Raw genomic sequence first — 13220 nt, 5'->3', positions numbered from 1 at the left:
CTTTTTATTTTATATAGGAAAAAAATATTATTTTATTCAGATGTTTTTTCTTGTTTTGATCGGCTAAATAAACTTCTAAATGATTGAAAAAAACTTTGTTCTTTCGAAGCTGCGACTAATCTTTTTGTTTCTTGAATTTCGCGAATCACTTGCATAAGTTGTGCATCCCGGTTGCTGTCTTTATTATAAATTTGATTTACGAGTTTATTCATTTTTTCCTCTTGCTTGGATTCTCGTTTATACATATGATTCATTAATAAGTCCATCTTTTCTTTTTGCAGGGCATCTGTTTGAGCGGCATGATCTACTAACTCTTGTAGCATTTTTTCTTGAGAGCCTTCTTTTACATAAACTTGTTGCATCAATTCATCTAGCTTTTCATCTTTTAAACGGTTTTGGGTAATAAGAGTAGAATTTTGATGAATAATTGCTTCATTTAATTGAGCGAGCATTTCAAGTTTTAACATGAACTCCTCAAAGTTACGCCCATCTTCTTTTTCTTTCGTTTGTATTTCTTGCTTATCTTGTATAGCGGGTACAGGCGGGTCCTCTTTTTCTTTTAAAATAATAGGTATCGTTTCTGAAATATCTTCTTGCAGTTTAGCAGCTCTTTCATGTATAGATTTCAATAGTTTTAAATCATCCAGTTTATAAATACGAGCATCAGCTGTTTTTGAAATGATATAACCATGTTCCTCTAACAGTTGGCTATATTTACGGACTATATGTTTTGGGATGCCTGTTTTATTCGTGACATCTTTCGTTTTATAGATAGCTTCCATGTTATTTCCTCCCCAAAAAGTATCGTATATATCATTTCAATCTTTTATGAGGACTTCCTTTAAAAAAGAATGTCGGAAGGTTATTAGTTTTCTACAGCATTAGTGAAAAGATGAAGGAAAATGAGAGTTTTTTGGCGGAATGGCGAAGAAGAGCTAAAATAATGTCTGAAAACATATACAGGAGAAGTTTGTTATAATAACGGAGGAAAAGAAACTGGTAGAATCATGGAGGTATACATGAAGCAATTAAAAGGTATTATCATTTCAATTATTGCAATTCTTTCTATTGTAGTAGCGGTGTATGAAGTACTTGTTCCAGAAGAAACAAGTATCAAAAAAACAAATGCGTATGATCAAGTTCTAGAATTTCCGAAAGAGCGATATCCAGAGACAGGGAAACATATTACCGATGCTATAAAAGAAGGGCATTCAGAAGTTTGTACAATCGACCGTGGTGGCGCTGCGGATAGAAGAAAATTATCGTTAGCTCCATACCCATCAAAAAAAGGGTATGATCGTGATGAATGGCCAATGGCGATGTGTAAAGAAGGCGGAAAAGGAGCACATATTGAATATATAAGTCCAGCCGATAATCGCGGGGCAGGGTCTTGGGTAGGGAATAAGTTAGATAAATACCCAGATGGTACACGTGTGAAATTTGACGTAAAGTAGTAGTTGCATATTTCATAATGAAGGAGAAGTGACCTATGGAGTTAACAATTTCGTATTCGCAATTAATGTTGATGAACTATGACGGTGATCAGCCTTACGTTGACTGGACGGATGAAGATTTTGAAAGAGGTTATGCGAAGGCGGATGGAACTGTTATTTTTGAAGCACTCTCTGATTATACTTGTGAAGTAAAAGTGACTTGCGGGAAGCATATTGAGAAAGAAGAAGTGATTAGAACGGTTACAGTTCCTTTTACAATTGAAAATGAATGTATCGTTGTAACAAGTATTCTTTCAAATAAATTTCAAATCCCTATTCCAAATGGTGAGTATACAGTTGTATTACAAGCAACTCCTCTTGAAGAACCAACGGATGATGAATTATATAAAATACAATACGAATTCTTTTTTGAAAGTAAAGAATAAAAAATGGGTTATCCTCAAAAAGGATAACCCATTTTCGTTATGCGTTTGTTTTTAGTAGGGAACGTGCATCTTTTGCTGCTTGCACCATGTGTTCTAAAGCCGGGATAACTTCTTCCGTTCTTCTCGTTTTTAAACCACAATCAGGATTAATCCAGAAATATTTAGGATCGCATACTTCTAAAGATTGTTCCACGATTTTATACATTTCATCTTTACTCGGTACACGTGGACTATGAATATCATATACACCTAGACCGATGCCTTTTTCATATGTTGTATGTTTTAATGTGTCAATAAATTCACCGTGACTTCTTGATGTTTCGATAGAAATCACATCTGCATCTAATGCGCGAATCGCATCAACAATATCTTCGAAGTTACTGTAACACATATGCGTATGAATTTGTGTTTCATTTGCTACAGAAGAAGTTGCTAAAAGGAAGGATTGTACTGCCCATGTAATATAAGCGTCCCAATCTTTTTCTTTTAGTGGCATTCCTTCACGAAGTGCTGGCTCATCGACTTGGATTACTCGAATTCCGGAAGATTCAAGTAGTTCAATTTCGTGACGAAGAGCTAATGCAATTTGATACGAAACTTCTTTTCTTGGAATGTCATTTCGAACGAAAGACCAATTTAAAATCGTAACAGGTCCAGTTAACATTCCTTTTACAACTTTCTCTGTTAAGCTTTGTGCATAAACCGTTTCCTTAATAGTCATTCCATTAATAAAGGCAACATCACCATAAATAACAGGTGGTTTTACGCAGCGAGAACCGTATGATTGTACCCAACCGTTTTTAGTGAATGAGAAACCAGCAAGGCGCTCACCAAAATATTCGACCATGTCAGTTCTTTCGAATTCACCATGTACAAGGACATCAAGACCAATTTCTTCTTGGTAACGAATCCATTTTTCTGTCTCTTTTTCAATAAATTGCTCATATTGTTCATTTGAAATAACACCGTTACGCCATTCTTTTCGCGTTTGACGAACTTCAGTTGTTTGCGGGAAGCTACCAATAGTCGTTGTTGGTAATAACGGTAACTCTAGGGCAACTTGTTGTAATTCGTATCGTTTTTCAAATGGAAGAGGACGTGAAAAATCTTCTTCTTTTAGTGCTGTTCGTGCGGCTTTGACATCTTCACGGTTACGTACAGCAGATGAACGAATTGTATGATGTACATTTCGATATGTTTCCAGCTCATTACTAATACTTTCTGTACCTTTAGTGAGAGCAGAGTGAATGAGAACTAACTCTTCTAATTTTTGATTTGCAAATGCTAACGCATCGAATAGTTCAGTCGATAAGTGAGTTTCTTCTGTTTTATCGATTGGTGTATGCAATAAGCTACAAGAAGGCTGAACGATGAAGTCTTTCGTTTGGACTTCTTTTTGTAACGTTGTAAATAACGTAATAACTTCATCAAGGTCAGCTCTCCAAATGTTACGGCCATCTATACAACCGACAGCTAAAATTTTATCAGCTGGGAATCCATATTTTGAAATAGCATGTAGATTACCTTCTTTACCATGAACGAAATCTAATCCAATACCGGATACAGGGAATGTAATAATTTCTTCATAGTTTTCTTCTACACTATCAAAATATGTTTGTAAAAGAAGATTCGCATTTGGAACTTCTTTACGAATAGCTTCATAAATTTCTTTTGCTTGTTGAACTTCTTCTTTCGTTAAGGAAGCGAAAATCGGTTCATCAACTTGAATGACTTGTGCACCAGCTGCATGTAGTTCTGAAAGCAGTTGTACGTATGGTGCAACTAATTGTTTTAAAATCGTAGTAAATTGTTCTTGTGTATAACCTTTAGCTAATTTTAAGAAAGTATATGGTCCTAAAATAACAGGTTTTCCATCTACTCCTAATTCTTGTTTTGCCTCTTCGTATAAGCGAAGTGGACGATTATCTTTTAAAGAGATTTGTAATCCCTCTTCGTATTCAGGAACGATATAATGATAGTTTGTGTTAAACCATTTTGTCATTTCAGAAGCTACGTGATCTTTAGAGCCACGCGCCATTGCGAAATATACATCAAGGTAAGATGTAAACTCAGAAAAACGTGATGGGATAAATCCTAGCATATAAGCAGTATCCAAAACGTGATCATAATATGTAAAGTCGCCAATTGGAATGAGTTCAATCCCTTTTTCTTGCTGTACTTTTACGTGTTGAAGGCGAATTTCTTTCATCTTTGTTAAAAATTGTTCTTCATCGATTTTATTGGACCAAAAAGCTTCCAATGTCTTTTTCCACTCTCGTTGTAGTCCGATACGTGGATAACCTAAGTTACTTGTTTGAATTGCCATTTTAAATTCCTCCCTAATTGAAAGTAAGCATTTCCGTTTACTAGGAAATACCTATAACAAAAAGCATAAAGGCATAGAAAATAAGCCTTCCTTTTTGTTTTAACACCTCATCATCATCCGTGAATCTATCAGTGTTGTTAAAACAGGCAGGTCTCCTGACTTATGCTTCATATAATCTCTTTTACCTTCCCGTTTTCACAGTGGCATAGAAAAGAAATCTCAGCATTTACAGTGGCGGGACCGTGTTGGAGTTTCACCAAGCTTCCCTTTTAAACACGAAACGAAATTTTCGTGTACCTATTTTCCTTTTGAAAGGAAGTTAACAAGCGATATGATATTGAAACAAATTCTAACACAATTTTTGGAATTTTGTCTACTGTTTTAAAATAAGAAAATTCTAAAGTTTTTAATTTTAATTATTATGATTTTTCTGAGTTTTTTAAGGCGAAGGGAATTGAAATGAAGAGCGATTAAACATACAAAGAAGTATACACTTGTATAGAGATAAGATACGAGTTATTTTATTTGAAAACTCTTCCGTATTTTGGGAGATGGAAGGAAATTGAATGGTTCATTTTGAAATAGTAACGTATCACAAGAAAGAGTAAGGCTCCTGTATAAAGATAAATATACTAAGTTTATAGAAATGGGGAATTTCAATTGGAACAAAGTACAAAAAATATTTATTCACCACCAAAACATATAGTTTCAGCAGCGACAATTGTAATTAATGAACAAAAAGAAATTCTATTAATTAAGGGACCTAGAAGAGGATGGGAAATGCCAGGTGGACAAGTTGAAGAAGGGGAGTCTTTGAAAGATGCTGCAATAAGGGAGACTAAAGAGGAAACAGGTATTGATATTGAAGTATTAAAATTTTGTGGAGTATTCCAAAATGTGAACCATTCAATCTGTAATACGTTGTTTTTAGCTAGACCAGTTGGAGGTAAATTAACGACTACACCAGAAAGTTTGGAAGTAGGGTTCTATCCTATTGAGCAGGCGTTAGAGATGGTGAATTTTATGAATTTCAGACAAAGAATTGAATACAGTTTGGATGAAAATCAACATCCTTTTTATATAGAATTTTAAGAAATAATCTTCTATTATGTGATACCGGTGATAAATAAATCTTTGTTATATTTTTGAGTGCAGTGAAATAAGTATCTTATAGCGAAAATAAAACAAGCATCCCCCGTCCTAAGTTAGAACGGGGCTATGCTTGTTTTAGGGGGTAAAAAGAAATAACTTTATTGTCTTTTTACAGTTTCTTCTTTATAAGTTTAATTTGTATCTATATCAATTTCTGACAGTCGCCCTGCAACTGCATCTGTAAGGAGGGTGTTTAACCATTGCAATTCAACTGTAATATGTTCAATAACGCTTTGTAAAATATATAGTTGTGCACGTGGAATTTGTCCTTTACTACAATCATATATAGTTTGCATTTTATGTAAATATTGAACGGTATCATTTTTCTTTTTTTCTAAAATAGGAATTAACTCTTGATCATCACCAAAATGAGCGAAAGAGAGTGCTGAATAAATTGGTTTATATATTTGATTTTGTGCCTCGAATTGTTTTAATAGTAACGTGTGAAATAACCGTTTACCTTCTTCTGTTATATGAAAGATTGTTTTATCGGGTCTATTCGTATCTCGAACAATCGTGGTAATACGAATTGCACCCTGCTTTTCTAATTGCTCGAAGGCGTAGTAAAGTGATCCTTTTGCATATTTAATATAACAATCCATTTGTCGTTCTTTCATGATGTGTTGCACTTCATATGGATGTTTATCTCCTTCGAGTAGCAAGCCGAGAATGACTAATTTCATGCTCATGCTGTCTCAACTCCTATAAATAAAAACTTTATACATATTATAAACGGCATATCCGTTTTCATAAAGGGATATGCCGTTTCTTTTCTCTATATTAACTTACTTGCTTTTGTTTTTGTTTCGTTTTTGGACCTGTAAAGAGGCGTTCATTTCCCATAAGTAAAATACAAATAACACTTAGTACAGCCGGGATCAGTGCCCAGAAGAATGTACTGGCAATAGAGGTAGCGAGAGCATCTTTAATACCAGTTAATATTTCAGCTGGAATCTTCTCGGTAGCACCTTGTGATAATAAGAAACTTGTGTCTCCGCCTTTTGGAACTAATTTAGCTAGTTCAGGAGGGAACACAGTGTTTAATTTAGTAGTAAAAATATGGTTTTGAATTGTACCGAAAATTGTTACACCAAGAGTCATACCGAGTGAACGGAAGAATGAGTTTGTTGATGTAGCAGAACCACGGTCTCGCATTTCTAACTTGTGGATAGAAGACATACTTAAAACTGAGAACGAGAAACCAACTCCAAGTCCAGTGAGAACCATAAATAGCGTTACAAGTAGACGAGGTGTATCCATTGTTAAAGTGCTTAGTAAATAAATACCAATTACGAAGAAAATGCCAGATACCATCATGATGTTACGATAGCTTGTTCGAGAAGCTAACTGTCCACCTGTTTGACTTCCAATTACAGAGCCAACCATCATAGGTGTTAAAATTAATCCAGCATTGGAGGCTGAACCACCGAGAACACCTTGAACGAAGATTGGGATATAAACTGTACAGATAATAAAAGCGGCACCATAGAAAAAGGCAACGCCTTGGCTAGCTGCGAATAAAGGTTTTTTAAATAGATGGAAAGAAATGATAGGCTCAGTTGCTTTTCGTTCTACGAAGAAGAAAATAATAAGCATAATAACAACTGTTGTAAATAAACCGATAATTACAGTGGAATTCCATGCGTATTCTTTACCACCAAGTTCTAAGGCAAACATTAAGCAAACGATACTAATAACAAGTGTAATAGCGCCAGCCCAATCAATTTTTTGTTTTCTAAATTCTAGAGATTCACTGTAGTATTTAGTAATGAAGAAGAAGGAGATAATTCCTAATGGAATATTAATATAGAAGACCCAATGCCAACTTATATAGTCTGTAATATAAGCACCTAATAAAGGGCCAAATACACTAGATGTCCCGAAAACCGCACCAAATAGCCCTGTCATTTTCCCACGCTTTTCTGGTGGGAATATATCGTACATAATCGTGAAGGCGATAGGCATAAGAGCACCGCCACCGATCCCTTGAATTGCTCTATAAATACTTAGTTGCTCAATACTAGATGCTGTCCCGCAAAGTGCAGAACCAAATAAGAAAAGAATGAGACCACCAATATAAAAGCGTTTCCGTCCGTACATATCAGAAAGTTTTCCGAAGATAGGCATCCCTGCCATTGTTGCTACCATATATGCAGACGTGACCCAAACGAACTTGTCAAATCCTCCTAGGTCTCCAACAATCGTTGCCATTGCTGTTGCAACGATTGTATTATCCATTGCCGCCATTAAAATACCAAGTAATAAACCTGCAACAACAAATTTTGTATTGTTGGAGTCTTTTTTTGATAATTGAGATTCCAAATATAACCCTCCTTTAATAATAGTAAAATATATGAAGTTTTGAGTGCAGCGCATAAAAATTTGAAATATAGTTTTTTAAATCAATTTACATAAGTGCACTGACAAAGCCATAAAGAATATTATAGTCAAATTTGACTAAAAGGCAAACTTTTTCTTCCGCCAAAATATTCTGTTGTATGGACAGAGAAAGAGTGAGCAATACTTAGTATTGGTGTAAAGTCAATGAAGGAAATTGTAAAAAAATATTTCCGTAAGAATACCTTCTGTTAACAGAGGAAAAATGGTTTTTTCTTTATATTGTCGAATAGGATAAAAGGAAGAGTAATAACTATATATCGTTTGTAACAAGCTTTATTAATATTGTGTGGAGAGGCAGAATAAGGTCGTATGGATATGATGCATCTGAAATGGGGTGAATATTATTATGAAAATATGGAAACGAATTTCAGATCAAGGTAGGCGTTCAATGCCGCTACAACCGGTGTTATGGATTGATGGCTCAAAAAAGGAAAACGAATGTCCTAATGTAGCAGTTACATTGCAAATCCGTAGTATGTATAAAGAAAAATTTTCATATGAACTGACCTATGATGTAAATGACATACTTATTATTCGAATTGAAGTAGAAAATAAAGGAATGGAAATGATTTCACGAGTTGTAGTAAGTCATATGATTCGAGATTATTTTGCATATATCCCAAATTCATTAAAGGCTGATAAGGGGATGAGCGAGTTTTTGTTCCAGCTTGTAAGGTGGCGAATTGATAATTTATTACCGAATGAGAAAGTAGAACTAATTTGTAAAATAAAAGCAAATAGAGATAAAGCAATCAAAAACGCATTATTTCAGGCTACATATACATTTCAATATAAAGGAGTATCATATGGCCCGCTACAAACAAATGAAGTTGTTGTGCGGCAATGATAAAAAGGAACCTGTAAGAAAGGTTCCTTTTTTAATGAAGGTTGTGTTTTTTGAGTACTTTTTTTTGCTCGATTCCTTTTTTTCCTACATAATTATTTTTATAACCAAAATATAAAATGAAAAGAAAGGAAGCAACATTTACAATAGCATCAATTTGATCGTTTGTAATAAAGTTCACTCCGAAAGAATTAAACAGTAATTTTAATGATAATAGAAAACCTGCTAGTAAACGTATAATATCTGATAGATTCTCTTTTTGTAGCATATAAGTCACCTCTTTCTAAAACGATATATAGTATATATATGAAATAGAATAGAAATGGTAGACAAGCTTAAGCGGAAATGTACACTCAATATGTACATTTTTTATTTTGTAGAAAAACATAATTGTTATAGAAACATATATTGGTATAGAAAGGAGGAGAAGTATGAAACATAAAGGGAAAATTAGTGGGTTATTACTTGGGAATACAGTGGCAGTTACAGAATGGATTGCGCTTCAGGATGTAATTACAAAACTGGATTCGCGATCATTTTATACCGTCTTTATTATTTATATATTGCAAATGATACTCAGCTATTATTTTGGACATTGGTATGATAAAAGAGCGAGTGGGCGTATGGATACGGAAGTAGGGGGGATGGCAAGTAATGATTTTGTAGTTGATTTCTTTGAGAAAGTAGCTGCTTTATCAGAACGGGATTCTCATAATATTACAGTGTACATTCTTTCTGTGAAAGAATGGAAAGAACTAAAAGAAACAGTGCAAGAAAAAAAATTGGAGGTGTTAGTACAAAAATTGGAGAGTACGATTGTAAAGACAATTCGTAAAGGAGATGTCGTTACTAGGTGGGATGAAAATAAGTATGTTATTGTGGCGATTGATAACGGACATGAAAAGTCGACAATAACAAATCGATTAATGAAAAATATTGAAAGTGAAATAGAAAATGGTTTGTTAAGTATGACGCTATTATTTGGAGCTGCTAGTTATCCAATAGAAGGAAAAACTTTTGAAGAATTGTTAAGAAAGGCACAAAATCAATTGTACCAGCATAGGGATTTGTAAGAAAATGAGTGAAACCTTGATTTGAAGAAATATGATATGAAGAAGTTTTGAATGTAACATTTTTTTGACTTTTATTACAAAAAGAACTTTTATTGTAATAAAAGTCTTTAAAAATATATGGAATAAGCATATAATTATGATGGATGTGTCAATGCATTTTGCACAATGTGTTTCATTTTAAAAGTGTAGAGGAAAGCATGCTCTACACTTTTCCTTTTTAGGGAATGACAAGAATAATTGTAAGTTGTTGCAAGATAGCATTTATACTGTGTAAAATGAACAAATAGATTATTTGATAGAAAGCCGGAAAGGGAATGATAGAATGATAGACGTGAGAGAACAACGATCATCTTTTATCAGGTGAATTATTATTACTGTTGTTCTTCAAATTATTATGGCTGTGATGAATTCCGTTGTACTTTTATGTAATACATAGTATGAACAGGCTTTAAAAAGTGCTAAGTAAAAGATGGATATGAAACTGCTAATTGGTTCAAAAAAGTAAAATGTAATTTTAAGTAATACAATTTGTACAAGCATTATAAACAATATCAATGATTTTCGTAGAAAAGGTGCGAGTATGGAGTTTATAGAAGGATGTATAATTTTCATAGCTTTTTACACGATGATCGTATATAAGTAGGAGGAAGAAGATGTTGAAATATAGTAAATTAGCAATTGTAACTGCATTATCAATGACTTTATTAGCCGGTTGTTTCGGACCGAAACCAGAAGAGGAATTATATGTTGCATTTGAAAATGCTGCAAAGCAAGAAAAAACAATGTTTGAAGATGCAAAGAAACTTGAAACTTTAGAAAAAGAGGGACAAGAATTATATAACCAGATTGTTCAAGAAGGAAAAGATAATAATCAAACTGTTAAGGAAAAATTGAACCAAGCAGTGAAAAATACAGATGAACGAGACAAAGTGCTTAAAAAAGAAAAAGAATCTTTAAGTAAGGCACAAGAAGAAGTAAAATCAGCAGATAAATATGTGAAGAAAATTGAAGATAAGAAATTGAAAGATCAAGCGGATAAAGTGAAAAGCACATATGAGAAACGACAAGATTCATTTAACAAGATGTATGATAGCTATAATAAATCGTTAAAACAAGAAAAAGAATTATATACAATGTTACAAGATAAAGGTACAAAATTAAAAGATATTAGTGAAAAAGTAAAAGTAGTAAATCAATCTTATAAGGATATTGAATCAGAAAAAGACAAGTTTAATGAATTTACAAAATCTTATAATACAGAAAAAATAGCTTTTTATAAACAAGCAAATATTAAAATTAAAGAAGAGAAAAAATAAAACAGTTTGGCCTACAATTGGCCAAACTGTTTTATTTTTTTGTATAAGTACGACTATACCATGGGACAGGTTCACTTAATTTTTTTTCTTGTTTCAGTGCTTCAGGACCAATATAATCTTGAAGTGTTTTTTTTGCTACTGTTAAAGATAAGGTTGTTTTCGGATTTCGATAGGAGGATTCAAGATGACCAAGATGTGGTAGGATTCGAAAATCTTCTTTGGTAGGAGGAATATGGAAAAAATAATCACCTAAACGTATAAGAACATCAGATTGTTGTTGGCTAAAACGTGGATTTCTAGAAAAATGTAATCCTTCTTTAATAGCTTTTTTTTCAGCAATTAAGCGTTCTAAAGCCGTCTTTTTTAACCAGTATAAATACTTCGGATTAGTTGCAGCTTTAGCATGACGATTCACAACGAAAATAGATTGAGCTAGTCGATTAATAGAATGTTGGTTTTGTAATTGAGATTGTGGTTGTGAAGGTTTCATATTGAATCTCCTTTCAATTTTTCATTATTATAACATAAATAAAAGAGGTTTTTATTATATGCAAAAAGTGATTGTATATATTTTCAATATTAAAGCAATATTGTTACAAAAAACAACTATTTTGTATAATAGTAATAGAATGTGCTTTAGAAATTTGATAATGAAAGAGTGAGAAGTTTGAAAGAAATATTAAAACAGCAATATGCCATTATAGATATTGGATCTAATACAATGCGTTTAGTTATTTATGAAAAGCAAAACGGAGGTTTTTATAAGGAGATTGAAAATACGAAAGTGGTTGCTCGGTTAAGGAATTACTTAATTGATGGTGTGTTGATTGAAGAAGGAATAGAGGTATTGTTACAAACATTATTTCAATTTCAAGAAAGTACGCGATTCCACCAGTTGCATCATGTACTTTGTGTTGCAACAGCAACAATTAGACAGGCTGAGAATCAAGAGGCAATTAAAAAACTGGTTGAAGGACAAACAGACTTTACTCTTAGAGTCTTATCAGAATATGAGGAAGCACGTTACGGCTATTTAGCAGTTATGAATTCAACTTCGTTCTCTGAAGGAATTACAGTAGATATTGGTGGAGGAAGTACAGAAGTTACATACTTTCGAAATAGAGAGATTCTAGAGTACCATAGCTTTCCTTTTGGAGCACTTTCTTTAAAGCAACAATTTATTAAAGAGGATATACCTACTGAAGACGAGTTGGAAAAGATTCAAACGTACTTAGAATATCAATTTCAAACATTACCATGGTTAATTGATAAGAAATTGCCTCTTATTGCAATTGGTGGTAGTGCGAGGAACTTAGTGAAAATCCATCAAAATTTAATTTGTTATCCTATAGCAGGGGTACATTTATATAAAATGAAAGAAGAAGATATTAAAAATGTGAAAGAAGAATTGGAAGCATTGTCGTTCATAGAACTTCAAAAATTGGAAGGATTGGCAAAAGATCGAGCAGATACAATTATTCCAGCAGTCGAAGTTTTTCATATGCTTGTTAATGTTATAGAGGCACCAGCATTTGTGTTAAGTAGAAAAGGGTTACGAGAAGGTGTTTTCTATGAAGAGTTGACAAAAGATTTGGGGATTTCATATTATCCGAACGTAGTCGAAGAAAGTTTGTATTTATTATCACATGAATATGAAATGGATATGGAATTTGTAATGCAGCTTATTAAACATGGAAGACTCATTTGTCAACAACTTGAAGAAACAGGGCTGATTTCTATGTCAGTAAAAGACTGGGAAGTATTCCATCAAGCAGCGAAAGTATTTAATATAGGTAAATATATAGACGAAGAAGCGAGCCGCTTACATACGTTTTATTTATTAGCGAATAAAACAATTGATGGGATGATGCATAAAGAGCGAGTTAGATTAGCGCTTATTGCGTCTTATAAATCAAAAATGTTATTCAAACAACATTTGTCCCCATTTGAAGGATGGTTTGATAAAAATGAACAAAAAAAAATCCGTCTATTAGGGGCTGTTTTACAGTTTTCAGCAGCTCTGAATATAAGACAAAGATCGCTTGTTGAATCGATATCTATAACAGAAAGTAAAGAAGGATTAACATTTAAAATTGTATGTGAGCAATCGGCATTAGCGGAAAAAGTGCAAGCTGAAAAACAAAAAAAGCAGCTGGAAAGAGTGTTGAAAACGACTATTAATTTATCCTTCGAATCAAAACGTTAAGTTGTACGGATGTCTTTACAAAAA

Annotated in this window: 13 protein-coding genes and 1 riboswitch; of the genes, 7 read left to right on the top strand and 6 right to left on the bottom strand. The window is 33.3% G+C overall.

The window, feature by feature from the left end; genetic code table 11:
- Positions 1-32 precede the first annotated feature (32 nt).
- Positions 33-782: a DUF3967 domain-containing protein gene (locus JDS82_RS01635; RefSeq protein ID WP_000387497.1), complete on the bottom strand. Its 750-nt coding sequence runs from the start codon at positions 780-782 to the stop codon at positions 33-35.
- Positions 783-1019: 237 nt separating this feature from the next.
- On the opposite strand from JDS82_RS01635, the gene nucA reads away from it, so the two are divergent.
- The gene (gene nucA, locus JDS82_RS01630) at positions 1020-1454 is read left to right on the top strand and encodes a DNA-entry nuclease (protein WP_000811502.1); all 435 of its coding nucleotides are present in this window, start codon (positions 1020-1022) and stop codon (positions 1452-1454) included.
- A gap of 35 nt (positions 1455-1489) precedes the next feature.
- The gene (comJ, locus tag JDS82_RS01625) at positions 1490-1879 is read left to right on the top strand and encodes a competence protein ComJ (protein WP_000424013.1); all 390 of its coding nucleotides are present in this window, start codon (positions 1490-1492) and stop codon (positions 1877-1879) included.
- Positions 1880-1916: 37 nt separating this feature from the next.
- Here the strand turns inward: comJ and metE are convergent, their stop codons facing one another.
- Positions 1917-4205 (bottom strand): 5-methyltetrahydropteroyltriglutamate--homocysteine S-methyltransferase, encoded by a 2289-nt coding sequence (gene metE / locus JDS82_RS01620; protein ID WP_001007588.1) that lies wholly within the window; start codon positions 4203-4205, stop codon positions 1917-1919.
- 128 nt (positions 4206-4333) lie between these two features.
- Positions 4334-4521, bottom strand: a riboswitch (cobalamin riboswitch).
- A 344-nt stretch (positions 4522-4865) separates the two neighbouring features.
- Here metE and JDS82_RS01615 point away from each other — a divergent pair.
- Positions 4866-5297: an NUDIX hydrolase gene (locus JDS82_RS01615; protein WP_000438217.1), complete on the top strand. Its 432-nt coding sequence runs from the start codon at positions 4866-4868 to the stop codon at positions 5295-5297.
- Positions 5298-5488: 191 nt separating this feature from the next.
- Here the strand turns inward: JDS82_RS01615 and JDS82_RS01610 are convergent, their stop codons facing one another.
- Positions 5489-6046 carry a PadR family transcriptional regulator gene (locus JDS82_RS01610; protein WP_000062072.1) on the bottom strand — a complete coding sequence of 186 codons (558 nt, stop codon included), beginning with the start codon at positions 6044-6046 and terminating at the stop codon, positions 5489-5491.
- A gap of 91 nt (positions 6047-6137) precedes the next feature.
- Positions 6138-7679, bottom strand: coding sequence for an MDR family MFS transporter (locus tag JDS82_RS01605; RefSeq protein ID WP_000445748.1), 1542 nt, complete (start codon positions 7677-7679; stop codon positions 6138-6140).
- A gap of 424 nt (positions 7680-8103) precedes the next feature.
- On the opposite strand from JDS82_RS01605, the gene JDS82_RS01600 reads away from it, so the two are divergent.
- Positions 8104-8604: a hypothetical protein gene (locus tag JDS82_RS01600; protein WP_000708185.1), complete on the top strand. Its 501-nt coding sequence runs from the start codon at positions 8104-8106 to the stop codon at positions 8602-8604.
- Between the two features lie 31 nt (positions 8605-8635).
- Here the strand turns inward: JDS82_RS01600 and JDS82_RS01595 are convergent, their stop codons facing one another.
- Entirely contained in the window at positions 8636-8869 is a 234-nt protein-coding gene (locus tag JDS82_RS01595; protein ID WP_000939452.1) for an SPP1 phage holin family protein, read from the bottom strand.
- A 163-nt stretch (positions 8870-9032) separates the two neighbouring features.
- On the opposite strand from JDS82_RS01595, the gene JDS82_RS01590 reads away from it, so the two are divergent.
- Both JDS82_RS01590 and JDS82_RS01585 read left to right on the top strand, forming a co-directional pair.
- Positions 9033-9674: a diguanylate cyclase domain-containing protein gene (locus tag JDS82_RS01590; protein ID WP_000680839.1), complete on the top strand. Its 642-nt coding sequence runs from the start codon at positions 9033-9035 to the stop codon at positions 9672-9674.
- Positions 9675-10327: 653 nt separating this feature from the next.
- The gene (locus JDS82_RS01585) at positions 10328-10990 is read left to right on the top strand and encodes a YkyA family protein (RefSeq protein WP_000922489.1); all 663 of its coding nucleotides are present in this window, start codon (positions 10328-10330) and stop codon (positions 10988-10990) included.
- Positions 10991-11021: 31 nt separating this feature from the next.
- Here JDS82_RS01585 and JDS82_RS01580 read toward each other — a convergent pair whose 3' ends face one another.
- On the bottom strand, positions 11022-11480 hold the full coding sequence (locus tag JDS82_RS01580; RefSeq protein ID WP_000804864.1) for a YkyB family protein: 459 nt from the start codon (positions 11478-11480) through the stop codon (positions 11022-11024).
- 177 nt (positions 11481-11657) lie between these two features.
- Between JDS82_RS01580 and ppx the strand changes: the two genes are divergently transcribed.
- Positions 11658-13196, top strand: a complete 1539-nt coding sequence (gene ppx, locus JDS82_RS01575) for an exopolyphosphatase (RefSeq protein ID WP_000658839.1) — start codon at positions 11658-11660, stop codon at positions 13194-13196.
- The last annotated feature ends 24 nt before the right edge of the window (positions 13197-13220 follow it).

Source organism: Bacillus cereus group sp. N14 (genome assembly GCF_016483555.1).
Taxonomy (GTDB): Bacteria; Bacillota; Bacilli; order Bacillales; family Bacillaceae_G; genus Bacillus_A; species Bacillus_A wiedmannii.
Note: the sequence above shows the minus strand (reverse complement) of the source record. Positions and strands in the feature narration are given on the sequence as shown.